This is a genomic window from Lysinibacillus sphaericus (genome assembly GCF_005217585.1).
In the GTDB taxonomy this organism is placed as follows: domain Bacteria; phylum Bacillota; class Bacilli; order Bacillales_A; family Planococcaceae; genus Lysinibacillus; species Lysinibacillus sphaericus.
Genome location: NZ_SZPT01000002.1, coordinates 1,120,413 through 1,146,296, shown reverse-complemented (window position 1 = coordinate 1,146,296; position 25,884 = coordinate 1,120,413). Strand labels below are relative to the sequence as shown.

The following is a 25,884-nucleotide window of genomic DNA, read 5'->3' as shown; positions in this document are numbered from 1 at the left end:
CCGATTTTGCAAAAAGCTACTTTCGTTTGATGTAACACTCCACAAGCGTCAATTCGGATGCAACGATTCCTACATATTAGCCATAACGTTTACGTGTTATTTTGCTAATTGAAAATGTGCTAGATTGATAGCTGCGTTTAAATCCCTATCCATTTTATGACCGCATACACATTCGTATGTTCGGTCAGACAACTTCAGGTCCTTTTTTATGTTTCCACAACTTGAACACATTTTTGAAGATGGATACCATTTATCAGCTTCTAAAAAATCAATTCCATACTTTTCACATTTATATTGAATTTGTCTTTTGAACTCATACAAACATTGCTTCGCCATAGCTTTCGATAAATGTCTGTTCTTCATCATCCCTTTGATGTTCAAAGTCTCCATTACAATTCGATATGGCTTGGTTTTCACCATATCATTTGTACTTTGATGAAGATGGTTCTTTCTGATATTTGATAATCTTCTATGCAGGAGTTGTATCCTCTTTTCGATTTTTATAACGTTGCTTGTTTTGACAAAACGGTTTCCCTCCTTATTCATTTCATATTTACGAGAAACTTGTCGTTGCAACCTACGAAGGCATTTCTCAGTCTTTTTAACGACATTAGTTTTATTGATATTTTTATATACTGCACCATTTGAACAGACCGCTAATGCTTTTATACCAATATCTATCCCTAAAGAAACATCTGTTAATTCTTCTTGACTGGTTTCTTGTTCGATTCCTATTGATAGATACCAATACTTATTGTCATAACTGACTCTTGGATTATTGTATTTAACACCAATAGGTAATGGCTCATTTGTTTTTATCCAACCAACTTTTTCAATGAGTACCAAATTTCCATCTTTGACTTTTAACTTTACATTGTCGTTGTAGAATGACTTCTTGCTTTTTCTTTTGCTTTTGAATGTTGGTTTATTGGTTAAGCCTTTGAAAAATCTCCTGTAAGCATTACAGGCATCTTTGACTGCCTGCTTTGCTACATTGTTAGATACTTCTTTTAACCAAGATAATTCTTTTTTCTTTAATTGAGTTAATTCTTTTCTAAGAACACCATCAGATATAAACTGCCCACCATTTTTATAATTTTCTTCTTGTTTTGCAAGTGTCCAATTGTAAACAAATCTTGCTGTTCCTACTGATTGCCATAATTTTTGTTCTTGTGATTTGCTTGGGTATAATCTAACTTTCTTTGCTAGTATCATCCTCAAGTAACTCCCTTTTGAACTGTTTTGCCGAATTTTTTTGCAAATTTCCCTATTGCGTCATACTTCAAAAGTTATCTCTTATAATCCCTATAAAAAATAACTATATTTTTATACATTTGTATAGATTTATTTCAACAGCATCATACCTCCTTCGATTTCTCTACTTGTAATGGTACAATGAACATATCTGAAGAACAAGCGAGGTTATGGGCAATGAAAAAGTTTGAAGAAATAACGACACAGACGACACCTATCTATAAGGGCAAAATCGTGAACTTACAGGTTGATGATGTCACATTACCAAACGGGAAGTCTGCTAAGCGTGAAATTATTAAACACCCTGGAGCGGTAGCAATCATTGCCATTACCAACGAAGGCAAGCTCGTAATGGTGGAGCAATATCGTAAAGCGCTCGAACGTTCCATTGTAGAAATTCCAGCAGGTAAACTTGAAAGCGGTGAGGAGCCAATTCATACTGCACGTCGTGAATTGGAAGAAGAGACAGGCTATGGTGCACATCAATTCAAGTATTTACAAGCCTTTGCCACTTCACCAGGTTTTGCGGATGAAATCATACATCTATTTGTGGCGACAGATTTATATCACATTGAAAATAGTGCAGAACTAGACGAAGATGAATTTGTCGAATTACTAGAAGTTTCGTTGGAAGAGGCACAAGCAATGGTTGCTGATGGGCGTATCTATGATGCGAAAACAGCGTTTGCTGTGCTGTGGTTGGCATTGCAACAAGAAAAATAAAGTTTAGCATAATAGAAGCGGACGAGCATAAGCTGTACAAACCTTGATAGAAAAGGAGCATGCTTATGTCTCGTACGGTTTCTATATTTTATCACGCATCAATTGTTGCAGTGAGCTTCGTTTGTGGCGTCATCTGCTTTCATATTATTGGAGGGGCGAATGCAGAGCCTTTTATTTTGTTTATAGAACCTCGTTTAGCAGATGTGGACAGGCAATCTATTGTTCGTTTAGTGTTACCTGTAGCCGCTTCAATCGGTATTGTACTGTTACTTGCAACACATAGTGTCTTAAAAGTGTTAGTACGTGTTACAGTAGCAATACGCGCAACGTTTTTTGGCTTTAGCTCTGTATTTTTACTACAAAAACTTGAAGCATTTTGGCTATATACGATTTGGTGGTTTCCATTTCAGCTTATCTATTGTATATTGTTGCTAGTCCTATGTAATTTACTAGTACCTGCTTGGTCGAAGCGAAAAATCGGGAAAAAGACGAATGGACGGACAATTTTGTTGAATTTTATCGCTTTTTTCATCATAATAGTTGCTGAGTTTATCGTTATAACGTATGTACTCAAATGATGCATAAAATACGTTCATATGAAGCAACAGCTAAAAACATTAAAAGCTTATTTGAAATCTATTCACTATCTTGTAATAGGATTTACTCCTTTGGTATAATGAAATAAGTTTAGGGGGGCGTCACATGGAAAGCCGAATTGATCGTATAAAAAAACAGTTGCATAGTGCTAGTTATAAGCTGACGCCGCAGCGAGAAGCAACAGTTGCTGTTTTGCTAGAGCATGAAGAGGACCACTTAAGTGCAGAGGATGTCTATCTTTTAGTAAAAGATAAGGCACCAGAAATAGGTCTGGCTACTGTTTATAGAACGTTAGAATTACTAACAGAGCTTAAAATCGTCGACAAAATCAACTTTGGTGATGGCGTATCACGCTACGATTTACGCCAAGAGGGAGCTGCGCATTTCCATCATCATCTCGTTTGTATCGAGTGTGGTGCTGTAGATGAAATTCAAGAAGATTTACTTGAAGATGTGGAAGCCGTTGTTGAGAAACGTTGGAACTTTATTATAAAAGATCACCGACTAACTTTCCACGGTATTTGCTGGCGTTGTCATGATAAAAACGACGACACAAATGAAGAACAATAACGAGAAACTGTCTGATGAAATCTTGCGTATAGATTGCATCAGGCAGTTTTTTGTTTTTTTTATGCATGATGTGATGCTCTATTATTCTAGTAAAGGGAGGAAAAGCCTAAGCAAATTACGACTCAGCTCTAGTGTGGGCTTTTCGCACTTTTTTTATAGGCGTGCTAAAATAGAGAATAATTGACAGTGAGGGGGCGTTGTGATGAATGAATTTCAATATGCAATAGAGGATTATATCCATTTTATCCAGGTAGAGCGGCAATTATCCGTTAATACATTAGCATCCTATCGCCGAGACTTAGAAAACTATGTCCATTTTTTGCAAGAAGCTGAGGGAATGGCTGATTTTCGCACTATTGAACGCACAACAATTTTGCGCCATTTAGAGCAACTGCGCATGCAAGGAAAGACGAGCCGTACTGTTGCACGTCATATCTCATCCATTCGTAGCTTCCACCAATTTTTACTTCGAGAAAAGCGCACAGAAACAGATCCTACAGTGCATTTAGAAATGCCAACGATTGAACAAAAACTTCCAAATATTCTATCGATTGAAGAAATCGAAGCATTGCTGGCAGTACCGAATCGCAGCAAGCCACAAGGTGTTCGAGATGTAGCAATGCTAGAGCTTTTATATGGTTCTGGCATGCGTATAAGTGAGCTGATTGCACTCGATTTGGCTGATATTCATCTAACGATGGGCTTTGTACGTGTATTTGGAAAAGGAGGCAAGGAGCGCATTATTCCGCTTGGTAAAAGTGCCCTTTCTGCATTGAGTGTTTATTTAGATGGTGCACGAGGTACATTACAGGGGAAATACCCAAAAACAGATGCCTTTTTTATTAATCAACGAGGGAAACGTTTAACAAGGCAAGGTTGTTGGAAATTAATGAAGGAGCACGCATTAAAGGCGGGCATCCAACATGAGCTTACACCACATACGTTACGTCATTCTTTCGCTACTCATTTAGTGGAAAATGGAGCTGACTTACGTGCAGTGCAGGAGATGCTAGGGCATGCAGATATTTCCACAACTCAAATTTATACGCATATTAGTAAAACGAGACTTTCAGAAGTCTACAAGCAGTACCATCCGCGTGCCTAATAAAAAATAAGCGACAGATAGAGCTTGTTTCTTGTTTAAGGAAAATAAATTACTTAGTCGGATGTCTGACCTTTATCCTTTCGCTTGTTTTTGGTAAAATGGAATCGTGAGATTAGGAGGCAATAATTATGAATAAAGCATTTAAAAAAATCCATGTCGTTGTAATGGATTCAGTTGGGATTGGTGAAGCACCAGACGCAGCTAAATTCGGCGATGCAGGCGCACATACTTTAGGTCACATCGCTGAAAAAATGAATGGGCTTACAATGCCCGTGATGGAGTCGTTTGGCTTAGCGAATATCGAACCACTGCAAGGACTGCAAGCAACAAATACACCGCAAGCATACTACGGTAAAATGCAAGAGGCATCTGTCGGGAAAGACACAATGACAGGACACTGGGAAATAATGGGTCTTAATATTGATAAACCATTTAAAGTGTATCCTGAAGGTTTCCCTGCCGAACTGATTGCCGAGCTTGAACAACGTACAGGACGCAAAGTACTGTGTAATAAGCCTGCAAGTGGTACACAGGTGATTGAAGACTTTGGACAAGAACATATGGAGACAGGGGCTATTATTGTCTATACATCGGCTGACCCTGTGTTACAAATTGCTGCACATGAAGAAATCATTCCACTGGACGAACTTTATAAAATTTGTGAGATTGCCCGTGAGTTGACATTACAGCCAGAATATTTAGTAGGACGCGTGATTGCACGTCCATTTATCGGGACGCCAGGTAACTTTACACGCACGCCAAATCGTCATGACTATGCGTTAAAGCCTTTTGGACGTACAACGATGAATGCTTTGAAAGATGCTGGTCTTGATGTAATTGCCATTGGTAAAATTTCTGATATTTTCAATGGTGAAGGGGTTACTGAAGCAGTTCGTACAAAAAATAATATGGACGGTATGGATCAATTCGCTAAAGTCGCAAAACAAGATTTCCATGGGATTAGCTTCTTAAATTTAGTAGATTTTGATGCCAATTTTGGGCATCGTCGTGATCCACTTGGCTACGGTAACGCATTACAAGAATTTGATGCGCGTCTTCCTGAAATTTTACAGGCAATGTCAGAAGATGATTTACTTATGATTACGGCTGACCATGGTAATGATCCGACATTCCCTGGCACAGACCATACACGTGAATACGTGCCACTAATTGTCTATTCACCACGTTTTAAAGGTGGAAGCGAGCTTGCTCTTCGTGAGACTTTTGCAGATATTGCAGCAACTGTCGCTGAAAACTTCAAAGTAGAAGCACCACCATTCGGTAAGAGTTTCTTAAATGATTTAAAATAAGGAGGAATTGTCTATGAATATGGTGCAGCTTTTTGAAAAGAAAAAACAAGGCAAAGAACTGACACAAGCTGAAATTCAATACTTTGTTGAAGGCTATACAACAGGTGCTATTCCGGATTATCAGGCGAGCTCATTGCTAATGGCTATTCGCTTACTTGGTATGACTGACGAAGAAACGTTTTATTTAACGAAGGCAATGATTGAATCAGGTGATGTAATTGATTTAACTTCAATCGAAGGTTTTAAAATTGATAAACATTCTACAGGCGGTGTCGGTGATAAAGTCACGTTAATCGTCACACCAATTATTGCTTCTCTAGGTATTCCAGTGGCGAAGTTTAGTGGTAAAGGCTTAGGTATTACAGGTGGCACAATCGATAAATTAGAATCAATCCGTGGCTTTAAAACAGAATTATCGTCACAAGAATTCATTGATAATGTCAATAAACATAAAATTGCGGTTGCTGGTCAGACAGGCAATCTTGTACCTGCCGACAAAAAACTTTATGCATTGCGAGATGTGACAGGTACTGTCGACTCTATTCCGTTAATTGCTGCATCGATTATGAGTAAAAAAATTGCAAGTGGTGCAGATGGTATTGTGCTAGATGTGAAATGTGGTTCTGGTGCCTTTATGAAAACGGAAGAAGAAGCGAAGAAATTGGCTGAAGCGATGACAGCAATTGGTGAAAAATTAGGCCGTAAAGTTGTCGCTCATATTAGCGATATGGATAATCCTTTAGGGAAAATGATCGGTAATAAACTTGAGGTAGTAGAGGCGTATGCCTTGCTAAAAGGTCGCTTAGAAGAAACGCACGCAGACTTATTAGAAGAGTGCATTATTATTTCTTCTCTAATGTATCAGATTGCGGCTGGAGTAGATGAAATAACAGCGGTAGCAGCTGTCAAAAAAGTGTTGGAAGATGGCTCAGCAGCTGCGAAGTTTGAGGAATTTATCGTAGCACAGGGCGGCGATCTAGCGGATATTGTGCAAAATGACACAGCACATAAGGTGGCTGTAAAAGCAGCGACAGAGGGTGTTGTTGCGTCCATTAATGCATTAATGATTGGTGAAGCAAGTGTTAGTCTTGGCGCTGGTCGCTTAACGAAGGAATCTTCGCTTGATTATGATGCAGGCATCCAGCTAGTTGCCAAAAAAGGTGACCGTGTCAGTGCGGATGAAACTATTGCCTATCTGTATTCAAACAGTGAAATTAACGAAGAAACAATCACTAAAGTACAGCAAGCCTATTTAATGGCATAAGTATAAATTAGCAGAAAACGCTAGTATATACGGAGGCGGTGCTCTGTAGAGAGCACAAAATGTAAGACGCGACAGAGACGGTTGCGGCTACTGGAGCGGACATCAACGCCATAGCCAAAAAGAGGCTGGGACATAACTTAAAAATTTAAGGAACAGAGGAAAGGTGTTCGTAAATTTTTGCTATTACGGGAACTTGGTTATTTGTAAAAAAATAGAAGTTTTCACTAGTTGTTGGTAGCGGAGGCGGTGACTCCTGCGGGAACGCACACACCGTAAGACGCGACAAACCTGCGCGTTAGCGAGGGTTGCGGCTTACTGTGCTGAGCGGAAAGCACCGCCGAAGCGAAAAAGTGTTAGATTGATGGCAGTCAATCTAACACTTTTTTTCGTTCTCCTCGTATTGAATACCTACATAAATTAGCTATCTACAATGACACACTGACAAAAAATGTAGACGACGTTTAAAACCTTTTGATTTATCCCATACTGCACTTAACCTAAAAGCCATAAGAATGTCGATTTGACACTATTTCAAGAGACTTTGCACTAGTTCTGTCAACAGCAAGGATTTGTTATATGGAATGTGGAATTGCACGAGGAGGAGGCGATGTTCATGCATTTTCAATTAGAAATGGTAACAAGGGAGACAGTAGTTATACGTTTATTTGGGGAGCTCGATCATCATGCAGTAGAGCAAATTCGGGCTAAAATTTCTACAGCAATTTTTCAGGGGGCTGTAACGACCATCATTTGGAATTTTGAGCGACTATCGTTTATGGATAGTTCAGGTGTAGGCCTAGTGCTTGGTCGAATGCGTGAGTTAGAAGCAGTCGCTGGACGAACAATTTTATTAAATCCATCGCCGACGATGCGAAAAGTATTTCAATTTTCAGGCTTAGGTCCGTGGATGATGGAAGCAACAGAGGAAGAAGCGATTGATCGAGTTAGGGGGATTGTAAATGGATAACGAAATGACATTAACTTTTTTAGCAATTAGCGAAAACGAAGCCTTAGCACGTGTGGCGATAACGGGCTTTATTGCACAATTAGATCCAACAATTGATGAGCTATCAGAATTTAAAACCGTTGTCTCAGAGGCTGTTTCCAATGCCATTATTCACGGTTATGAAGAAGATGGAAAAGGGGTCGTTACAGTTCACGCAAAGCGTGAGGATGATATTGTAACGGTGTCTGTGATGGATAAAGGGGTAGGCATTGCGGATGTCAGTCAAGCGATGGAGCCTTTGTTTACGACGAAAAGTGCAATGGAACGTTCTGGTATGGGCTTTACCATTATGGACAGCTTTTCAGATCAGTTGACTGTCATGTCCAAGTGGCAGGAAGGTACAACTGTAACGTTTACGAAAAAATTTTATTCGGTTCGCACGGCGGTAATGTGAGGTTGCTATCGTGAAGCCGATAGAACAGTCGTCCGATAAGCTTTTGTCACAGGAGGAAATGCGTGATTTAATTGCGCGTTCACAACAGGGCGATCATGAAGCTCGTAAACGAATGATTGAGGGGAATACGAGGCTTGTGTGGTCTATCGTCCAACGCTTTACAACAAGGGGCGTGGAGCTCGAAGATTTATTTCAAATAGGCTGTATAGGCCTTATGAAATCTGTAGATAAGTTTGATTTAGCGTACGATGTGAAATTTTCCACTTATGCTGTCCCGATGATTATCGGTGAAATACAGCGCTTTTTAAGGGATGACGGCATGGTAAAGGTGAGCCGTTCAATTCGCGAGCTCAACTTTAAAATCCGCCATGCGACGGATGAATTTATTAAAAATAATGAGCATCCACCGACCATTCAAGAATTAGCGCAGGTTCTTGGCGTCACGACTGAGGAAATTGTGACAGCGTCGGATGCTTTAAGGGATCCAGCTTCCTTACATGAGCAATTGTATGAAAGTGAAGGGGATTCCATTACATTAATGGATCAAATGAAGGATGAAAAATCAGAGCAACCTTTTGAATATATTCCGTTAAAAGAAGTGTTGACAAGACTTGATCCGAGGGAACAATCCATTATTTATTTACGCTATTTTTCAGATTGTACACAAACTGAAATCGCAACTCGTCTGGGCATTTCACAAGTACAAGTATCTCGTTTAGAGAAAAAGATTTTAGCGCAGTTGAAAAGTTGGATGGCGACGAGTGCCACGGTTGAACACGGAGTAGAAAAAGACATCTAAGAAAATGGTGACAGCATGACAAATAAACTATTTAACAGCTTAGAAGAAGCCGAAGATTTTCTTAAAGAGCAATTTGGAGACGGCGAATCATTTGACGTAGGTATTAAGCATTTATTTGTCAAAGATTTGCCGGTTCTTTGTGCATATATTAGCGGACTAGTAGATGGGGAAGCCCTGACGCAATTACTATCCAATATGTTACCTGAAGAAGACATTGATATTGATGATGAGCGAGAATATTTTGAAGCACATTTCAACTTTCATGGTCGTTCTGAAGAAACGGAACGTAAAGCCTATTTGCTTGCTATTTTAAGTGGGCAAGTAACCTTTATTACGAAAAGTGGATACTGCTATATTGCGGAGCTTCGAAATTATCCAGGGCGTTCACCAGAAGAGCCGGATAATGAAAAAGTAATTCGCGGTTCTAGGGATGGCTTTACAGAGGGGATTTCACAAAATACAGCTTTAGTTCGTCGACGCATTCGCAACAGTAATTTACGCTTCGAGCTACATAAAATATCCAAGCTCGGTCAAACCGATGTCGCAATTGCGTTTATGAAGGATATTGCTAATGAGGAAATGCTCGATAAATTGCGACAGCGTCTTGGTCAAATTAATCATGATGGTTTGACAATGGCCGATAAATCACTAGAGGAATGGCTGTTTAAGCAAAAGTTTCACCCAGTTCCATTTGTACGCTATACAGAACGTCCTGATATTGTCGCTGCTCATTTACTAGAGGGGCATGTAGCGATTATGGTGGATACTTCACCTTCCGTTATTTTAGTGCCCGTTACGATGTTCCATTTATTGCAGCATGCTGAAGAATATAGACAAGCACCTACTGTCGGGACCTTTGTGCGTTTTATGCGCTATTTCGGAACAATTATGGGGTTATTATTATTACCTTTATGGTATTTATTTGTAACGAATGAATCATTATTACCTGATTCGCTATCTTTTTTAGGTAGTCAGGATAAATCACATATTCCGATATTACTGCAAATTCTAATCGCCGATATTGGGATTGAATTTCTAAGGATGGCCGCCATCCATACCCCGACACCATTGTCTACTGCGATGGGTTTAGTAGCCGGGGTAATCATTGGGCAGATCGCCATTGATGTTGGTGTGTTCTCATCCGAAGTTGTATTGTATACAGCGGTAGGAGCCATCTTTACGTTTATTATTCCATCTTACGAGCTAGGTATTTCCATTAAGCTCTTCCGATTTGTTTTGCTCATTATGACAGGTATTTGGGGAGAAGATGGATTATTTATTGGATTGTTTTTATTATTTACCTATTTATGTTCATTACGTCCGTTACAAGCACCATATTTATGGCCGCTCGTTCCATTTTTCCCAACTGCGATGCTTCGCGTCATTATCCGCTTCCCTATGACGTCGGATGCACTAAGACCATATGTAGTCGCTTCCAAACAGAGAAAAAGATCATAGGAGCCGTTGCACTCACTTTTTTCATGTGATAAAGTTCACATATAGTATTTTGTGATTTTTGCAAAAATTATCTTTGCTAGTGAATGGTTATGTGTTTTTATCTTGTGACATGCCAATACCTGCTAAGATAAGACAATGTCTCGATGGAAATGTTTGAGTAAGGACTGACATACCACGAGGTACGCAAATGTCACAAAATGGAGACGTGAAAAGGGAGAGATGCAAATGCATTTATATGGAACACAAGCGATTTCTGAAGACGGACATTTAACAATAGGACAAGTAGATACATTAGAGCTTGCAAAAGAATATGGTACGCCATTATTTGTGTACGATACAGCGCTTATTCGTAAGCGAGCACGCGGCTTTATCGATACATTTAAAAAGCTAGGGGTAAAGGCTGAAGTAGCGTATGCTTCCAAAGCATTTGCATGTGTAGCGGTGTATCAATTAGCAGCAGAAGAAAACCTATCCTTGGATGTTGTCTCTGGAGGGGAGCTATTTACAGCATTAAAAGCAGGTTTCCCAACAGAGCGTATTCACTTCCATGGTAATAATAAAAGCATTGCAGAATTGGAGCTAGCCTTTGACTCAAAAATTGGCTGTATTGTTGTAGATAACTTCTATGAAATTCAACTTTTAAAAGAAATTGCTGAGCGCCGTCAACAAAAAATGCGTATTTTATTACGTGTCACACCAGGAGTTGAGGCACATACGCATGATTTTATTACGACAGGGCAAGCGGATTCTAAGTTTGGCTTTGACTTAAACAACGGTCAAGCCGATCAAGCATTTGAGCAAACTTTTAAACACGAATACTTACAGCTTTTAGGCTTACACTGCCATATTGGCTCTCAAATTTTCGATACAGCTGGCTTTGGCTTAGCAGGTGAAAAACTAATCGACAAGATTTCTGATTGGAACAAGACTCACGGTTTTACGTGTACTGTGTTAAACTTAGGTGGGGGCTTCGGTATTCGCTATACAGAAGAAGATGCACCGCTTGAGCCACAAGTGTATGTAGAGGACATGATTACTGTTGTGAAAAATAAAGCAACTGTACTTGGACTAACAATGCCAGAAATCTGGATTGAACCAGGCCGTTCACTTGTCGGTGATGCAGGAACATCACTTTATACTATCGGTTCTCAAAAAACAGTACCAGATGTACGTAATTACATTGCAGTTGATGGCGGAATGAGTGATAATATTCGTCCTGCATTATATGATGCAAAATACGAGGCAGTCATCGCTAGTAAAGCCAATGCACCAAAAGAAGCAACGTACACTGTAGCTGGAAAACTTTGTGAATCGGGCGATAAATTGATTATCGATGCAAAATTACAAGAGGCAGCTTCTGGTGATGTACTAGCAATCTTCTGTACAGGGGCATATGGCTACTCGATGGCAAGCAACTACAACCGTGTACCACGTCCAGCAGTGGTATTTGTAGAAAATGGACAGCATCAATTAGCGATTAAACGTGAAAGTTACGAAGATATTGTACAAAATGATCTCCCGCTAACGTTAAAAAAGGGTGAATAAATTTGAGAAAAAACAAATGGGTATTATTGGCATCTATGACGACATTTATTTTGTTGTGGGGCGTTGTCTATTGGGTGTTAGCGTCGCAAGGTATTCTCGGCCCTGGTTCGTAAGACAGAAAATTGGCTTGCGGTAATAGTACAAATCGTGTAGGATAGTCAAAGATTATGTACAGCTAGAAAAAGAGGGAATAGACAAATATGTTAATTCGATATAAAAAAGCTTTCGAGAAAATAGCAATGGGGCTACTCTCGTTTATGCCTAACGAAAAAGACATAAAAAAGCTCACAGAGACAATCCAATCCTATGAAAATGATGATAATTGGGTATTATACTTATGGAAAAAGAACGATGAATACGTTGGTATCGTCGGGCTTGTAACAGACAATCACACAGCAACAATTCAGCACGTTTCTGTAGTTCCTTCTTACAGAGGAGAAGGCGTAGCAAAGGAAATGCTACAAGAAGTGGCAGAACTTGGCCAATACGAACAATTGCGTGCAACGGATGAAACGCGTGAATTTGTTAGCAAATGTATACAATGTAATGAAGAAAAAGCAGACGAAAGTTAACGTCTGCTTTTTCTTTGTTTGCTTTCTTGTCGTTCAGCAAGAATATGTGAGCGATCACGTAGCATATGTTTATGAAGAAGATAGTTAGGGTTGCTTTCCGGTAAAAGCTGTATGCGAGCTGTTACTAAATTTTGTAAAGTAGGTGTCAGCGGTAATTGAAAAGCTTGAAAGGACTTGCCCATTTGAATATGGCTAAGTGTTTCGGTTAATTGTAATAGTAGTTTTGTGTAGTCGATTTCGTTAAAAAACACATTGCCTTTATTGACTTGAAAATTAGTGAGTGCTTTATGTAAGATTTTGAAAGCACCAGTTGCGTTGCCACGACGCCAATGATATAATCCTGTCGCTAGTTGAACATAGCCAACAAGAGGATGCTTTTTATTGCCGGGCGCAATGTCTTTCCAATATTCCTCAAGCACTTCATGGCATTCAAAAAAATCCCCATTGCCATTGAAATAGGCACAGTAATCAATAAATAAAGTATGGTGCTGTGGATGCATTTTGAACTCCTTTCCACTATACTAAAAGAACATTGAATATCAGGGTGGTAAAATAATGTCTTATGAAGTAAAGTTAGAAGCCTTTTCAGGTCCTCTGGATCTATTATTGCATTTAATTCACAGATTGGAAATTGATATCTATGATATTCCAATGGCTGAAATTACACAACAATATATTGATCATATCCATGCGATGCAGGTGCTTGAATTAAATGAGGCGAGTGAGTATTTAGTGATGGCGGCAACACTTTTGGCTATTAAGAGCCGAATGCTATTACCAATACATGAAGGAGAGCTAGAAGATGCGGAAATCGAAATCGATGGCCCTGACCCTCGTGAAGAACTGGTACAACGTTTAATAGAGTATAAAAAATATAAAGAAGCGGCAAGTAATCTACAAGAGCTTGAAACAGATAGAGCACAGGTATTTACAAGACCACCTTCAGATTTATCGGAATTAGCACCTGATGAACAGATGGCGTTATTCGATATGAACGTCAATATTTATGATATGCTTGGCGCCTTCCAGAAGCTGATGCGCCGAAAAAAATTAAAGAAGCCATTGAAAACAACTGTCACGAGGCAGGAGCGCTCAGTAAAGGAGCAAATGCGTTCTGTTGTGAATTCTTTACGTTTAACAGGTGGACGTGCATCATTTTTCGAGCTTTTTCCTTATGAAGATAAACCAACACTTATTTTAACGTTTCTGTCACTGCTTGAACTGATGAAACGTCAAATTGTCATTGTAGAGCAAGATGGTAATTTTGAAGAACTAACGGTCACATTACAGAAGGAGGAATGGGATGATGACGAAGACAATAATCCTACAGAGTAGAATTGAAGCTTTATTATTTGTTGTAGGAGATGATGGCTTAACAATTAAGCAATTAGCACAGCTACTTGGTGAAGCAGAAGAAGTAGTTGCGCCCGCAATGGAGGCACTGCGTGTAGCATTTGACGAAGATGATACTAGAGGAATTACAATAAAGGAAATCGCAGGTGTTTACCAGTTAATTACAAAACCACAATTAGCAGATACGATTCAAAAATTAGTAGAAAATCCAACAGCGCAATCATTGTCTCAGGCTTCTTTAGAAGTGTTGGCCATTGTGGCGTATAAACAGCCCATTACACGGGTAGCCATCGAAGATTTACGTGGTGTCAAATGTGAACGACCACTGCAAACGCTCGCTTCAAGAGGGCTAGTGAAAGAAGTAGGACGTTCTGAGGGGACAGGTCGTGCGATTTTATATGGCACAACGAAGGAGTTCTTAAACTACTTCGGATTAAATAGTATTGAAGAAATGCCTCCATTACCTGAGGAGGACAATGGTGAAGCAGAACAAGAAACAGATTTATTTATGACTAAATTCCAAGAAACGTTTAATGGCGTTAAGTAATCAAAAGAAAAGTACTATGTGCTTTCCTTTTAATTTTCATAGTTCTACTTATCTATCACTTAAAATAAGGAGTGGCTTGTTGCTACGGTTACGACGATTAATGGTGTTTATGATAGCTGTGGGAATCTTAACTATCCCACAAAATGGTTTAGCAAGAGGCGGAAGTGGGTATGTCGTGCTTGACGGTGAGACAGGTCGAGTATTATCAGGTTCTAATAGCGATGCGAGGCTCCCCATTGCGAGCTTAACAAAAATTTGGACAGCTCTCGTCGCGATTGAAAATAGTGATCTTCAAGATGAAGTCATTATTTCTCCTAAAGCTGCAATGGCTGAAGGCTCTTCTATTTATTTGCAAGCGGGCGAGACGGTGACGGTTGAAACGTTATTATATGGTTTAATGTTACGGTCAGGTAATGATGCTGCGACAGCATTAGCAGAGCATGCAGGCGGTTCGGTAGAAGGCTTTGTCAAATTAATGAATGAAAGAGCTGTGATTGCGGGACTTACCAATACAGTTTTTATGAACCCGTCAGGTTTGCATCACGACGAGCATTTGTCTTCTGCAAGAGATACAGCTGAAATGCTAAGAATCGCACTTCAAAACAAAACCTTTGAGAAAATTGCATCTACCGTCCTTTATCGTGCCAATACAGTAAATGGTATACTATGGGAAAATAAGCATCGTCTATTGCGGGAAGGTTCGGGTGTCGCAGTCGAAGTAGATGATGAGACGGAGCAACCTGTAAGCTCATTAAAATCGGCAACGGGAACAGCTTTTGCAGGAAAGACTGGTTTTACAAAGGTAGCAGGACGAACGTTAGCAACCGCTTTTCAAAAAGACGGGCAAACATGTATAGTTGTGACGTTAAATGAATCGGATGATTGGAATGTTCACAGAGGCTTAGCGAATGAAGTATGGCAAAACTATAATATGGAGACGGTTGTGAAAAAGGGAAAATATAATGTCAATGATAAATTGGCTATCCGATTAGAGCAACCAATTCAATTGCAATTAAATAAAGAGGAAAAAAAGATTGCAAGGCAAGTACTGCAAATTTCTAGAAAAAGAAAGGAAGCAGTATTGTCGATTTTTCTAGGGGAAGAGCGAATTTATGCTATACCCGTTAAAGTAGAATCAGCGGATCGTTAAAAGCGATGCGCTGATTTTTATTTATGCTATATATTCTAGATGTAAAAAAGAATTTTATATTTATCGTAATTAGTGTAAAATTATGTTAGTCGAATTGTAAAAGCATGGTGGCAAGGAGGGACAATTATGGCTACTACTAAAGTGAATCGAAAGCACAATCAAATAGCAGTCATTATTGTTTTATTTTTATCAAGTTTTATCGCTCCGTTTATTTTGCTATTTCCCATTCAAGAGCTGCTTTATCGACCTAACGACTATTACCTTTTCGAGACTACTTTTAAAGCGTATATTATATTAATGATTGCTTTAATTGGCATGGCGACGGTTCTTTTGGTAAATATAATCATTGTCCCAAAAACAAAAAAGGGTAGAAATATACAACGGGCGATTGTCGGCACATCTTGGTTGCTCGTCCTTTTATTTTTATTTTTATGTATCAATCATTATCAAATAATGGATGAAAAAGGGCTCCATATGAATGCATTTTTTAGTGTGCAAGAAGATTTGACAAGCTGGGAAGAAATCATTAAAGCAGAACAAACAAACGTGCAAAAAGATGGTGTGACGAAACCAGATAAGTTGATTTTTACGTTGCATGACGGCTCGACAATTGAACAATCTTTAACAGCTAAGTTAGTAAAGGCAAAACCATTTATCAATCTTGAATTAAGTAAAAATGGCGTTACCATAGAAAATGTATATCAATAAAAAAAGCTACCTAAAAGGGTAGCTTTTTTTAGGGTGCCAGACACCGAAACAAATATGAATGTTCAGAATTTTTTGGGTGTCAGGCACCTTTTTTTAAAATTTGGTGGTTTGGTCTATATTAGAAATAAATCGAAAAATAGCTAGGTTATTTTATGTAGTGCTAAGACAATTAAATGAGAAACTAGCAAATAATACACTATTTAGAATAATCGTATTACTAGTGCGGAATGAGTTTCTCTTTTATATTGCACAAAAGTATGACATAATTTTCACAGATTGACGGGAAAAATAACCTTCAAAAGGTTACATTTTTAACTAGAGGTGAAACAATGGAAAGATTACAAAAAGTGATTGCATATGCAGGTGTCGCTTCAAGGCGTAAAGCTGAGCAATTGATTGTAGAAGGTAAAGTAAAGGTAAACGGCGTTGTTGTACGTGAACTTGGAACGAAGGTATCCAACTCGGATACAATTGAAGTAGAAGGTGTAAAACTTGAGAAAGAAGATAAAGTTTACTACTTACTATATAAACCACGTGGAACAATTTCGGCAGTAACGGATGATAAAGGACGCAAAACTGTCACAGATTTATTTAAACATATTCCGCAACGTATTTTCCCTGTTGGTCGTCTAGATTATGATACATCTGGATTATTATTACTGACAAATGATGGAGAGTTTTCCTATATGTTAACGCATCCAAAATTTAAAATTGACAAAACATACATTGCACGTGTTAAAGGTATACCAACAATTGAGGGCTTAAAAAAGCTACAACGTGGTATTCAATTAGAAGATGGCAAAACAGCACCAGCAAAAGTAAGTATGACTTCCTTTGATGAGCAGGCGGGCAAGGCGATTTGTGAAATTACAATTCATGAAGGGCGAAATCGTCAAGTACGTCGTATGTTTGAGGCAATCGGTACACCGGTTGTCAAACTAAAGCGTGAACGTTTTGCATTTTTAGATTTATATGGTCTAACACCAGGAGAATATCGTGAATTGTCGAAACATGAAGTCAAGCAACTGCGCGTGTTAGCTGAAACTGGGCAAATCGGCTAAACGAATAACAACATGGAAAATGTATATACCGCTATACGTATGGTGGGTTTTTCACTTTCCTCGTGTGAAAACGTTCATAAATCATTCATAATTAATAACTAAGCGAATTTGTATCATTTTGCTATAATAGGTGAGAATAGTACACCTGTTTTAATTTTATCCAGCAGGCGCGTAAACAAAGTAAGTCTCGGGGGAGAGATAACAGATATTTCTTAAGTGGAAGTGAAATATCGACAAATACCCTCGAGGCGTATTTGAGTAGGGGGTTTATTAACTTGGAGAAAAAGAAAAAACGTCTCGTAACCCGCACTATTATTTTAGCCATCTTAGCGATCGCAATTGGGTATACCGTATACGGGACAGCGACAAAGGAAAAGGTAGAGTTAGTAGCTGTTGGCTCTGAAGCACCGAACTTCACGTTAGTAGATTTAAATGGCGAGAAACACAAACTGTCTGATTATAGAGGACAGGGGGTATTTTTGAATTTCTGGGGAACTTGGTGTAAACCATGTGAGAAGGAAATGCCTGCAATGAATAGCCAATACCAAGTTTTCAAGGATTTAGGTGTACAGACATTGGCTGTCAACATTGCACAAACGGATTTAGAAGTACAAAATTTTGTTGATAAGTACGGCCTGACATTTCCTGTTGTAATTGACAAAACAAAAAGTGTAATGACTGCTTACAATGTTGGAAATTTACCTGCAACAGTTTTAATTGATCCGGACGGTAAGGTAGTGAAGATTACTACTGGAGAAATGACGGAGGCGACAATCGCTTCTTACATGGAATTAATAAAGCCAAAATGAGGGGTAATAGACGATGGAGAATATTATTTGTGCTTGTGGACATAGTAATCCGTTTGGCACGAAGCTCTGTGAGAAATGCGGTCGTCCTTTAACCGAAGAAGAAAAGCAAAATAAAGTTGTCGACATGCGGTATGATGGTACGGCTATTCGCTCAAAAACGTACAACAAATCAATTGTCGACAAAATTTGGAATTTTTTCTCAAGTGTTAAAGTAGGGATAGCATTAATTATTATTACATTAATAGCAGCTTCAATCGGAACGTTACTACCACAAGAGTTTTACGTAAAAGCTTCTGACATGGAAAAGGGAGCCTATTACGAGGATGTTTATGGTTTTGTGGGGAAAATCTATTATACATTAGGGCTGTCTGATTTATATAGCTCTTGGTGGTTCCAAATTTTAGTTGGAATGCTTGCGGTATCCATTATTGTTGCCAGTCTTGACCGTGGTATACCACTTTATAAATCATTGAAAAATCAACGTGTTAAGCGTCATGAAAGTTTTTTAAAGCGCCAACGTATTGTTGCAGAAGGACAGGTAACAGCAAGTCCTGAAGAGACGCTTAGTAAAGTTGAAAAGAAAATGACTGAGATGAAATACATTGTTCGTCGAGACGGCAGTGCTTTGTTAGCAGAAAAAGGCCGCTTCTCTCGTTACGGTCCGTACATAAATCATGTAGGCCTCATTATCTTTTTAACTGGGGTAATGTTGCGTTTAGTTCCTGGTTTCTATGTCGATGAATCGATATGGGTACGTGAAGGTGAAACACGTGCAATTACTGGCATGGACGGTTATTTTATTGAAAATCGAGACTTTATTTTAGAAACACATGATAATACACCACAAGGTGAACAGCTAAAGCAAGGTGTTAACGTCGTTGCGAAAAACTTCCAAACGGATATTACGTTATATAAGCAACCTGAAGACGCTATTGCTGGTGATACGGAAAATCTAGAAAAGGTGAGAGATTATTCAATTCGAGTGAATCATCCTTTAAAAGAAGCAGGCTATGCACTATATCAAATGGATTATCGCTTAAATGAATTGAAGCAAATGAATTTCCAATTAGTAAATAAATCAACGGAGCAATCACTTGGTAAAGTAGGAATTGATTTAACAAACCCTAAAAAAGAATACGATTTAGGAAATGGTGTATCTGTTAAATTACTTGTTTACACACCAGACTTCTCTGGATTTGAAAATGGTGTACCGCAAACAGCGACGTCAGTTCCTAATAATCCAGCATTTCTATTTAAAATGACAACACCAGAAACACCAGAGGGTGAAACTAGCTTCGTTGCGATTAAACAAACATTAGAGCCACTAGGTGAAAACCAGTACAAAATGAAGTTTGAAAGTGTGGAAACACGCGATATGTCTGGTTTTACAATACGTAAAGACCGCACAATCCCAATTTTATTTGTTGGTGGTATTATTTTCATGATCGGCGTTGCAATCGGTTCATATTGGAACCACCGTCGACTTTGGTTACAAGTAGAACCTGATGGCCGTGTGCTGATGGCTGCTCATGTCAATAAAAATATGTTCAGCATGAAAAAAGATTTAGATGCCGTGACTGCATTTGCTGGTCTACCGCAATATAAGGATCAGTTAGAGCCGTCTGAAGAAGGCGAAGAGTCCACAAATCGTGGCAATACTAAAAAGGAAGGTGACAACACCTTATGAGTTTGATTGACTTAAGTGGAAATCTATTATTTGTTGCATTCTTAGCCTATCTAGTAGCTACTTTACTATTTGGCGGCGCCATTAAACAATCCAATGCTTCTGGCAAAAACACAGATAAATGGGGTAAAATGGCAATTGTCGTAACAATTATAGGTTTCCTTTCGCAAATTGGTTATTTTATTACACGTTGGGTTCACACAGGTCACGCACCTGTTAGTAATATGTTTGAATTTACGACTGCTTTCGGGATGTTTATTGTTGGTGCATTTATTTTAATTTACTTTATTTATCGCCTAACAGCGCTTGGTTTAGTGGCGTTACCTGTAGCGTTATTAATCATTGCCTATGCATCGATGTTCCCGACAGAAGTAAGTCCATTAGTACCGTCATTGCAAAGTCATTGGTTAACAATTCACGTTATTACGGCTGCAATGGGGCAATCGATTTTAGCGATTAGTGCAGTTGCAGGTTTAATTTATTTATTAAAAGTTGTAGATCTAAACAAACCTTCAAAGCAACGTTTCTGGCTTGAAGCAGTTATGTACTGCTTAGTCGTTGTGCTTGGCTTTGTTATTGTGTCATCTACATTTAGTGCGATGGATTATGAATCGAAATACACGTATATCGATAAAGAAGGTATGTCTCGCCAAATTACTTATAATTTGCCACCTATTTTTGGGATGAATGAGTATGAGGTAGTGGAAGAACATGGCATGTCTCCATTAGTAGAAATGCCTGCACTGATTAATGCTAAAAAATTAACAACGGTCGTGTGGTCATTATTAATAGGCTCATTACTATACTTATTCATTCGCCTTATTGCACGTCGTCGCATAAGCGCGATATTCCAACCGCTTGTTAAACGTGTAAATCTCCAATTACTGGATGAAGTCGGTTATCGTTCTGTTATTATTGGTTTCCCAGTATTTACATTAGGTGCACTCATTTTTGCGATGATTTGGGCACAACTTGCATGGAGTCGTTTCTGGGGTTGGGACCCGAAAGAAGTATGGGCCCTGATTACATGGTTATTCTATGCAGCATTCCTACATCTACGTTTATCTAAGGGCTGGGAAGGTGAAAAATCTGCTTGGTTAGCATTAATTGGCTTTGGTATTATATTATTTAACCTTATTGCCGTTAACTTAATTCTTGCAGGTTTACACTCCTACGCGTAACAGGGGAACGAAAAGCCTTTTCGCTGCTGCGAAAGGGCTTTCTTTTCTTTTCAAGTCGTAGCGTACCATGTACAATAGAAGGGTAGAGAAAGATCGGAAGAGAGGGATCGTGAAAGTGTCAGAAAATATTTCAGTTTTAGTAGTAGACGACGAGGATCGTATTCGACGCTTATTAAAAATGTATTTGGAGCGCGAAGGGTATCAAGTTGACGAAGCAGAGAATGGTGAAGAAGCGATCGAAAAATCTTTAGAAAAAGAGTACCACTGTATTTTACTAGATATTATGATGCCTGAAAAAGATGGGCTTGAGGTATGTGCAGAAATTCGCGAAAGAGCTGCAACGCCAATTATTTTATTAACTGCAAAAGGCGAGGAAGCAAACCGTGTACAAGGCTTCGAGCTTGGAGCAGATGATTATATTGTAAAGCCATTTAGTCCTCGTGAGGTGGTTCTACGCGTAAAAGCTATTTTACGTCGTTCACAAGCATTTTCACCTACGACAAATGCATCGTCATCAAAAGATTTAGTTGTATTCCAACATTTGATGATTGACCATGATGCGCACCGTGTAACAGCGGAAGGTATCGAAGTAAATTTAACACCAAAAGAGTATGAATTATTGTACTTCCTTGCAAAATCTCCAGACAAAGTATTTGACCGTGAACAATTACTAAAAGAGGTTTGGCATTATGATTTCTTTGGAGACCTACGAACAGTCGATACCCATGTGAAGCGTCTACGTGAGAAGCTGAATCGTGTATCAGAGAACGCAGCGAAAATGATTGTCACTGTTTGGGGCGTTGGCTACAAATTTGAGGTTGTCAATGAATAGAATATGGAACAGTGTTGTCGGGAAGCTATGGGTAACCATATTGCTTCTCGTTTCATTTGTATTATTTGTTTTCACGGTTTTAATGCTCGAATTTCTTCAAAACTATCATATGCAGCAAGCAGAGATTTCGCTGCGTCAAACGGCTGCAACAATAGCGAGTATAGTGGATGACAATGAGACGGCAGAATCGACTTCGCAACTCCTGACAGATATTTTACCTGAGGGTACAAATGCACTTATCGCCATAAATCATTTAGAAGTCTCATTTGCGCTGCAAGAAGGGGTCAACAAGAAAGAAATTCAAGATGAAATTTTAGCGAATAAATCCTTCCATGAAATTTTCCAATCAGATGAACCCATTATAAAGGAAATGATGATGCCATCTTCAACAGATCAAGGAAAAATGGAATCCTATGTCGTGCTAGGGTTTCCACTAAATGTGGAAAATGAAGTGCATGGCGCTGTATTTATTTATCAAAGTCCAGATGCGTTACATAAAACATCGAAAGAGACGACCAAAATTGTCTTTTTAGCGGCATTTATTGCGTTTGTGTTAACGACATTTTTTGCATTTTTCTTATCATCCCGTATTACATCCCCATTACGTAAAATGCGTGAGCTAGCTTTTGAAATTGCAAAAGGGAATTTCGAGGCAAAAATGCCGACAACGCAAAATGATGAAATCGGCCAGCTAGCTGTTGCGTTCAATCAAATGGGGCGTCAGCTAAAGCATAACTTAGAAGTAATTAATCAAGAAAATGAGCAATTGTCCAATATTTTAACATCCATGACAGATGCCGTTATAACGTTTAACCGTGATCGAACAATTTTACTGAGCAACCCGCCAGCGGAACGTTTAATGCAAAAATGGTTTGTTAATAAAGGCTCGCAAAGCGCAAAGCCTATTCCACCTGAACTCTATCATATGCTCGATCATGTACTAATGTTTGAAGATAAGTTAGAAGAAGAAATAGAAATGGATGGAAATTATTATACATTTACGATTAGCCCGCTCTATAGTGGGGAATTAATTCGTGGAGCAGTTGCTGTAATCCGTGATATGACAGAGCAGCATCGTTTAGAAAAGCTACGTTCTGATTTTATTGCCAATGTATCACATGAACTACGTACACCGATTTCCATGCTACAAGGCTATTCTGAGGCATTAATGGATGATGATTTTATTCAAGATCAAGAAGAACGTAATGAAATCACGAAAATTATTTATGATGAATCGAAGCGTATGGGACGTTTAGTAACCGATTTATTGGATTTAGCGCGAATGGAATCAGGACATATGACACTGTACAAAGATGAAGTACCGATTAATTCGACATTTGAACGTATTACGCAAAAATTTGCTCAAGTAGCAAAAGAAAAACACGTGCAACTTTTATTTAATAGTGAGTTTGATAATGATGCCCGCATCAGTATGGATGAGGATCGTATCGAACAAGTGTTAACAAATTTAGTAGATAATGCACTGCGTCATACAGACGAAGGTTCTGTCATTGTCAAGATAGAGCAAGAGCCAACCTTTGCCAAAATATCTGTTCAGGATACAGGACATGGGATTCCACAGGAAGATTTACCATATGTCTTTGAACGTTTTTATAAAGCGGATAAAGCACGGACACGTTCTAAAGGCGGAACGGGTTTAGGGCTTGCAATTGCTCGAAATATTGTCAAGGCACACTCTGGCAATATTATGGTCGATAGTGTGTTAAAAGAGGGCACAACTTTTACTTTCTATTTACCATTCGAATAAGTTCATGAAGAAGTCCTTGTAGCTGATGCCATCTGACAATGCTCTTTCATGCTTCCACGGGTCATTGGTATAGTTAGAACTAGCTGAACTAGTTGGCAACAATACCAATACCTGTTAGGGGCTATACGTCGGCTTGTGCTCGGGTTTAGACACATAGCAAAATTAAGACCAAAATATTATTTAAATGTAACTTGTGCGAGTGTTAGACGACAAATACTATGAGAACGGGGGTGGAGTGCTTTGAATGACTCCGTGTTCCATCGACTATACGATGCATACCATCAAGACGTGTTCCAGTTTCTTATTTATCTAGTAAAAAATCGCACACTTGCTGAGGACCTTGCACATGAGGTTTATGTCCGTGTGCTGCGATCTTATGAACAATTTGCAGGGAATAGCAGTGAAAAAACTTGGCTTTTTGCTATTGCTAAAAATGTCGCAATTGATCATTTTCGAAAGCAGGCTGTGCGCCAAAAACATTCACTCGATTTTTTTGACTGGGAAACGGAACAATTACATTCAACCACACCATCACCGGAAGATGTGCTACAGGCCAGTGATGAATTAAAGCAGATAGAGTTTGCACTTGAAAATTGTACAGGGGATCAAAAAATGGTTATTATTATGCGCTATTTCCAAGATTTGTCGATTACTGAAACTGCGCAAATACTTGATTGGACAGAGGCAAAGGTTAAAACGACGCAACATCGAGCCATTAAGTTTTTAAGGCAACATCTACAACAGGTTAGGGAACAGGAGGCGAAAAGGCAATGACGCATAAACAATTTGACGATGAACAACTTGAACAAATGTTGAACAATGCCCCGAAGCTTACTGACCACCGCTCGAAAGACGAAGTGTTAAAAAGATTGCTTGCTGATGCACGTTTACAAGACAACATACATCTTCAAGAGGCGATACAACCAGTAGCTGAGGCAAAAGAACAACAAGCGCAATCATTGCCTGCTCAAGAAAATACTAAACCTATAAAACGACGCAAGAGTAGGTGGCCTATTTTAAGTAGTGTTGCTGCAATTTTTGTCCTATCACTAGCAGGGTACATCTATGTATCGAACAATTCTTCCGTAAAGGATGAAGCAAACGCCCCAATCGAAAATTATTCTTCTGTGCAGGAGGATCGGTCGGTCACAGAAAGTGAAAATGCAGATGCAGATAGTGTAATGAAAGCGAATATTGGTGCTGAGCATGCTCGTATCCTATCGTTGCGGACATCTGTTTACGAAGATGATTTAGTCGATGCAGTCGTTTTCAGAATTGGATTACCTGGTGGTAAGGCTGATAGCATACCAATGACCTATATTATTCCGAACAAAAAAATAACTGCTGATTTTGGGAAGAAGAAGCCAACAACTTTACAAATGTATGAAAAATACGCACCTCAAATTGATGAAGAAGCAATGGGTTTAACAGACTATCATCCGTACAAAGGTGAGTTAAAAGAAGAAGGTAAAACGCTTGTGCACGTATTACCAGAAGAAAATGATTATGATGTAGCTTCGGCTTCTGTCACGAAATATTTAAACTCGTTAAAAGATACTTTTTCCGAGTCCGAATATAAAGCCATTGCCATTAAACAGGCAGATGGTTCTGATTACGAGTTTTCGCAAGCAGAAGAGCCGAGTGAGCCTATAGCGCTAACAAAAGATAATCATTACAATTATTATTTATATACAGAGGGAAACGGGACTGAATATTTATCGCCTGATTTCCATCAAACGTATCCTACTGTGACAGAGGCTCTACTGGCGATGCGAGACAAAAAGGATGATGTTTATGTGCCAGTTGTTCCGGAAAATGTCACATACACTGTAAAAGAAGAAGAAGATGGGGTTGTGGTCACATTTGACGCACCACTTGATTTAACGACAATGGATGCCGTACGAGCAACACAATTAATCGAGGCGATGATGTTGACTGCGTCAAGCTTTGATAAAAAGATACGTTTAGATAACATTGTCCAGGAAAGTTGGGAAGGCTTTGATTTAACAAAGTTTTTACCCATGCCTGTAGGTGCCAATAAACAAATGATGCCATAATATAGAAAACAGCTATCAGATAGTAGATAGCTGTTTTTTTTAATGGAAATACCGCGGGTAAAGCACCTTGATTCGCGGGTAAATGATAATAAATCGCGGGTAAGTGACTTTGTTCCGCGGATAAGCTACTCCATTAT

26 protein-coding genes are annotated in these 25,884 nt (G+C 39.0%); 24 read left to right on the top strand and 2 right to left on the bottom strand.

The genetic code is table 11. The features are described 5' to 3' along the window. Positions 1-96: 96 nt before the first annotated feature. Positions 97-1,215: an RNA-guided endonuclease InsQ/TnpB family protein gene (locus FC748_RS11170; RefSeq protein ID WP_108029602.1), complete on the bottom strand. Its 1,119-nt coding sequence runs from the start codon at positions 1,213-1,215 to the stop codon at positions 97-99. A gap of 216 nt (positions 1,216-1,431) precedes the next feature. On the opposite strand from FC748_RS11170, the gene FC748_RS11165 reads away from it, so the two are divergent. The 12 genes from FC748_RS11165 (at position 1,432) to FC748_RS11110 (ending at position 12,597) form a co-directional block, all read left to right on the top strand. Beyond that, entirely contained in the window at positions 1,432-1,977 is a 546-nt protein-coding gene (locus tag FC748_RS11165; protein WP_024361509.1) for an NUDIX domain-containing protein, read from the top strand. A gap of 65 nt (positions 1,978-2,042) precedes the next feature. Further along, the gene (locus tag FC748_RS11160) at positions 2,043-2,555 is read left to right on the top strand and encodes a hypothetical protein (protein ID WP_024361508.1); all 513 of its coding nucleotides are present in this window, start codon (positions 2,043-2,045) and stop codon (positions 2,553-2,555) included. Positions 2,556-2,679: 124 nt separating this feature from the next. Then, a complete protein-coding gene (gene fur / locus FC748_RS11155) occupies positions 2,680-3,144 on the top strand; it encodes a ferric iron uptake transcriptional regulator (protein WP_024361507.1) in 465 nt (154 codons plus the stop codon). 202 nt (positions 3,145-3,346) lie between these two features. Further along, on the top strand, positions 3,347-4,249 hold the full coding sequence (gene xerD / locus FC748_RS11150) for a site-specific tyrosine recombinase XerD (RefSeq protein ID WP_024361506.1): 903 nt from the start codon (positions 3,347-3,349) through the stop codon (positions 4,247-4,249). A 128-nt stretch (positions 4,250-4,377) separates the two neighbouring features. Then, positions 4,378-5,559, top strand: a complete 1,182-nt coding sequence (gene deoB, locus FC748_RS11145; RefSeq protein WP_024361505.1) for a phosphopentomutase — start codon at positions 4,378-4,380, stop codon at positions 5,557-5,559. Positions 5,560-5,572: 13 nt separating this feature from the next. Then, positions 5,573-6,823, top strand: a complete 1,251-nt coding sequence (locus FC748_RS11140; RefSeq protein WP_108029603.1) for a thymidine phosphorylase — start codon at positions 5,573-5,575, stop codon at positions 6,821-6,823. A 613-nt stretch (positions 6,824-7,436) separates the two neighbouring features. Next, a complete protein-coding gene (gene spoIIAA, locus FC748_RS11135) occupies positions 7,437-7,790 on the top strand; it encodes an anti-sigma F factor antagonist (RefSeq protein WP_108029604.1) in 354 nt (117 codons plus the stop codon). After that, a complete protein-coding gene (gene spoIIAB / locus FC748_RS11130; protein WP_024361502.1) occupies positions 7,783-8,223 on the top strand; it encodes an anti-sigma F factor in 441 nt (146 codons plus the stop codon). Before spoIIAA ends, spoIIAB begins: the two co-directional genes overlap by 8 nt. Before the next feature lie 10 nt (positions 8,224-8,233). Further along, positions 8,234-9,022, top strand: coding sequence for an RNA polymerase sporulation sigma factor SigF (gene sigF, locus FC748_RS11125; RefSeq protein ID WP_024361501.1), 789 nt, complete (start codon positions 8,234-8,236; stop codon positions 9,020-9,022). Between the two features lie 15 nt (positions 9,023-9,037). Beyond that, positions 9,038-10,480 (top strand): spore germination protein, encoded by a 1,443-nt coding sequence (locus FC748_RS11120; RefSeq protein ID WP_024361500.1) that lies wholly within the window; start codon positions 9,038-9,040, stop codon positions 10,478-10,480. A 225-nt stretch (positions 10,481-10,705) separates the two neighbouring features. Then, on the top strand, positions 10,706-12,025 hold the full coding sequence (lysA, locus tag FC748_RS11115) for a diaminopimelate decarboxylase (RefSeq protein WP_025218903.1): 1,320 nt from the start codon (positions 10,706-10,708) through the stop codon (positions 12,023-12,025). 200 nt (positions 12,026-12,225) lie between these two features. Next, the gene (locus FC748_RS11110; RefSeq protein ID WP_024361498.1) at positions 12,226-12,597 is read left to right on the top strand and encodes a GNAT family N-acetyltransferase; all 372 of its coding nucleotides are present in this window, start codon (positions 12,226-12,228) and stop codon (positions 12,595-12,597) included. Here the strand turns inward: FC748_RS11110 and FC748_RS11105 are convergent. After that, positions 12,594-13,097 (bottom strand): DUF309 domain-containing protein, encoded by a 504-nt coding sequence (locus FC748_RS11105; protein ID WP_107895149.1) that lies wholly within the window; start codon positions 13,095-13,097, stop codon positions 12,594-12,596. The two genes, FC748_RS11110 and FC748_RS11105, sit on opposite strands and share 4 nt — an antisense overlap. A gap of 55 nt (positions 13,098-13,152) precedes the next feature. Here FC748_RS11105 and FC748_RS11100 point away from each other — a divergent pair, with 55 nt between their 5' ends. From FC748_RS11100 to FC748_RS11045, 12 genes are all read left to right on the top strand, one after another. Further along, positions 13,153-13,932 (top strand): segregation/condensation protein A, encoded by a 780-nt coding sequence (locus FC748_RS11100; protein WP_024361496.1) that lies wholly within the window; start codon positions 13,153-13,155, stop codon positions 13,930-13,932. Then, complete coding sequence (scpB, locus tag FC748_RS11095) at positions 13,904-14,497, top strand: SMC-Scp complex subunit ScpB (protein WP_024361495.1); 594 nt, start codon at positions 13,904-13,906, stop codon at positions 14,495-14,497. The genes FC748_RS11100 and scpB overlap by 29 nt, the downstream gene beginning before the upstream one ends. A gap of 79 nt (positions 14,498-14,576) precedes the next feature. Then, a complete protein-coding gene (locus tag FC748_RS11090) occupies positions 14,577-15,647 on the top strand; it encodes a D-alanyl-D-alanine carboxypeptidase family protein (RefSeq protein ID WP_024361494.1) in 1,071 nt (356 codons plus the stop codon). 126 nt (positions 15,648-15,773) lie between these two features. Next, entirely contained in the window at positions 15,774-16,355 is a 582-nt protein-coding gene (locus FC748_RS11085; protein ID WP_025218906.1) for a hypothetical protein, read from the top strand. 329 nt (positions 16,356-16,684) lie between these two features. Then, positions 16,685-17,416, top strand: coding sequence for a pseudouridine synthase (locus FC748_RS11080; RefSeq protein WP_025218907.1), 732 nt, complete (start codon positions 16,685-16,687; stop codon positions 17,414-17,416). A 275-nt stretch (positions 17,417-17,691) separates the two neighbouring features. Continuing rightward, positions 17,692-18,225 (top strand): thiol-disulfide oxidoreductase ResA, encoded by a 534-nt coding sequence (gene resA / locus FC748_RS11075; RefSeq protein WP_024361491.1) that lies wholly within the window; start codon positions 17,692-17,694, stop codon positions 18,223-18,225. A gap of 13 nt (positions 18,226-18,238) precedes the next feature. Next, entirely contained in the window at positions 18,239-19,912 is a 1,674-nt protein-coding gene (gene resB / locus FC748_RS11070) for a cytochrome c biogenesis protein ResB (RefSeq protein ID WP_025218908.1), read from the top strand. Continuing rightward, a complete protein-coding gene (ccsB, locus tag FC748_RS11065) occupies positions 19,909-21,090 on the top strand; it encodes a c-type cytochrome biogenesis protein CcsB (RefSeq protein WP_108029605.1) in 1,182 nt (393 codons plus the stop codon). The genes resB and ccsB overlap by 4 nt, the downstream gene beginning before the upstream one ends. 115 nt (positions 21,091-21,205) lie before the next feature. Next, complete coding sequence (locus FC748_RS11060) at positions 21,206-21,922, top strand: response regulator transcription factor (RefSeq protein ID WP_024361488.1); 717 nt, start codon at positions 21,206-21,208, stop codon at positions 21,920-21,922. After that, complete coding sequence (locus tag FC748_RS11055; protein ID WP_024361487.1) at positions 21,915-23,690, top strand: ATP-binding protein; 1,776 nt, start codon at positions 21,915-21,917, stop codon at positions 23,688-23,690. The genes FC748_RS11060 and FC748_RS11055 overlap by 8 nt, the downstream gene beginning before the upstream one ends. Positions 23,691-23,930: 240 nt before the next feature. Then, a complete protein-coding gene (gene sigX, locus FC748_RS11050; RefSeq protein ID WP_024361486.1) occupies positions 23,931-24,464 on the top strand; it encodes an RNA polymerase sigma factor SigX in 534 nt (177 codons plus the stop codon). Continuing rightward, on the top strand, positions 24,461-25,747 hold the full coding sequence (locus FC748_RS11045) for a hypothetical protein (protein WP_024361485.1): 1,287 nt from the start codon (positions 24,461-24,463) through the stop codon (positions 25,745-25,747). Before sigX ends, FC748_RS11045 begins: the two co-directional genes overlap by 4 nt. The last annotated feature ends 137 nt before the right edge of the window (positions 25,748-25,884 follow it).

Bases quoted from the DNA above. Each gene is read 5' to 3' on its own strand.
- FC748_RS11170 (WP_108029602.1), bottom strand. From the start codon at position 1,215: ATGATACTAGCAAAGAAAGTTAGATTATACCCAAGCAAATCACAAGAA.
- FC748_RS11165 (WP_024361509.1), top strand. From the start codon at position 1,432: ATGAAAAAGTTTGAAGAAATAACGACACAGACGACACCTATCTATAAG.
- FC748_RS11160 (WP_024361508.1), top strand. From the start codon at position 2,043: ATGTCTCGTACGGTTTCTATATTTTATCACGCATCAATTGTTGCAGTG.
- fur (WP_024361507.1), top strand. From the start codon at position 2,680: ATGGAAAGCCGAATTGATCGTATAAAAAAACAGTTGCATAGTGCTAGT.
- xerD (WP_024361506.1), top strand. From the start codon at position 3,347: ATGAATGAATTTCAATATGCAATAGAGGATTATATCCATTTTATCCAG.
- deoB (WP_024361505.1), top strand. From the start codon at position 4,378: ATGAATAAAGCATTTAAAAAAATCCATGTCGTTGTAATGGATTCAGTT.
- FC748_RS11140 (WP_108029603.1), top strand. From the start codon at position 5,573: ATGAATATGGTGCAGCTTTTTGAAAAGAAAAAACAAGGCAAAGAACTG.
- spoIIAA (WP_108029604.1), top strand. From the start codon at position 7,437: ATGCATTTTCAATTAGAAATGGTAACAAGGGAGACAGTAGTTATACGT.
- spoIIAB (WP_024361502.1), top strand. From the start codon at position 7,783: ATGGATAACGAAATGACATTAACTTTTTTAGCAATTAGCGAAAACGAA.
- FC748_RS11120 (WP_024361500.1), top strand. From the start codon at position 9,038: ATGACAAATAAACTATTTAACAGCTTAGAAGAAGCCGAAGATTTTCTT.
- lysA (WP_025218903.1), top strand. From the start codon at position 10,706: ATGCATTTATATGGAACACAAGCGATTTCTGAAGACGGACATTTAACA.
- FC748_RS11110 (WP_024361498.1), top strand. From the start codon at position 12,226: ATGTTAATTCGATATAAAAAAGCTTTCGAGAAAATAGCAATGGGGCTA.
- FC748_RS11105 (WP_107895149.1), bottom strand. From the start codon at position 13,097: ATGCATCCACAGCACCATACTTTATTTATTGATTACTGTGCCTATTTC.
- FC748_RS11100 (WP_024361496.1), top strand. From the start codon at position 13,153: ATGTCTTATGAAGTAAAGTTAGAAGCCTTTTCAGGTCCTCTGGATCTA.
- scpB (WP_024361495.1), top strand. From the start codon at position 13,904: ATGACGAAGACAATAATCCTACAGAGTAGAATTGAAGCTTTATTATTT.
- FC748_RS11085 (WP_025218906.1), top strand. From the start codon at position 15,774: ATGGCTACTACTAAAGTGAATCGAAAGCACAATCAAATAGCAGTCATT.
- FC748_RS11080 (WP_025218907.1), top strand. From the start codon at position 16,685: ATGGAAAGATTACAAAAAGTGATTGCATATGCAGGTGTCGCTTCAAGG.
- resB (WP_025218908.1), top strand. From the start codon at position 18,239: ATGGAGAATATTATTTGTGCTTGTGGACATAGTAATCCGTTTGGCACG.
- ccsB (WP_108029605.1), top strand. From the start codon at position 19,909: ATGAGTTTGATTGACTTAAGTGGAAATCTATTATTTGTTGCATTCTTA.
- FC748_RS11055 (WP_024361487.1), top strand. From the start codon at position 21,915: ATGAATAGAATATGGAACAGTGTTGTCGGGAAGCTATGGGTAACCATA.
- FC748_RS11045 (WP_024361485.1), top strand. From the start codon at position 24,461: ATGACGCATAAACAATTTGACGATGAACAACTTGAACAAATGTTGAAC.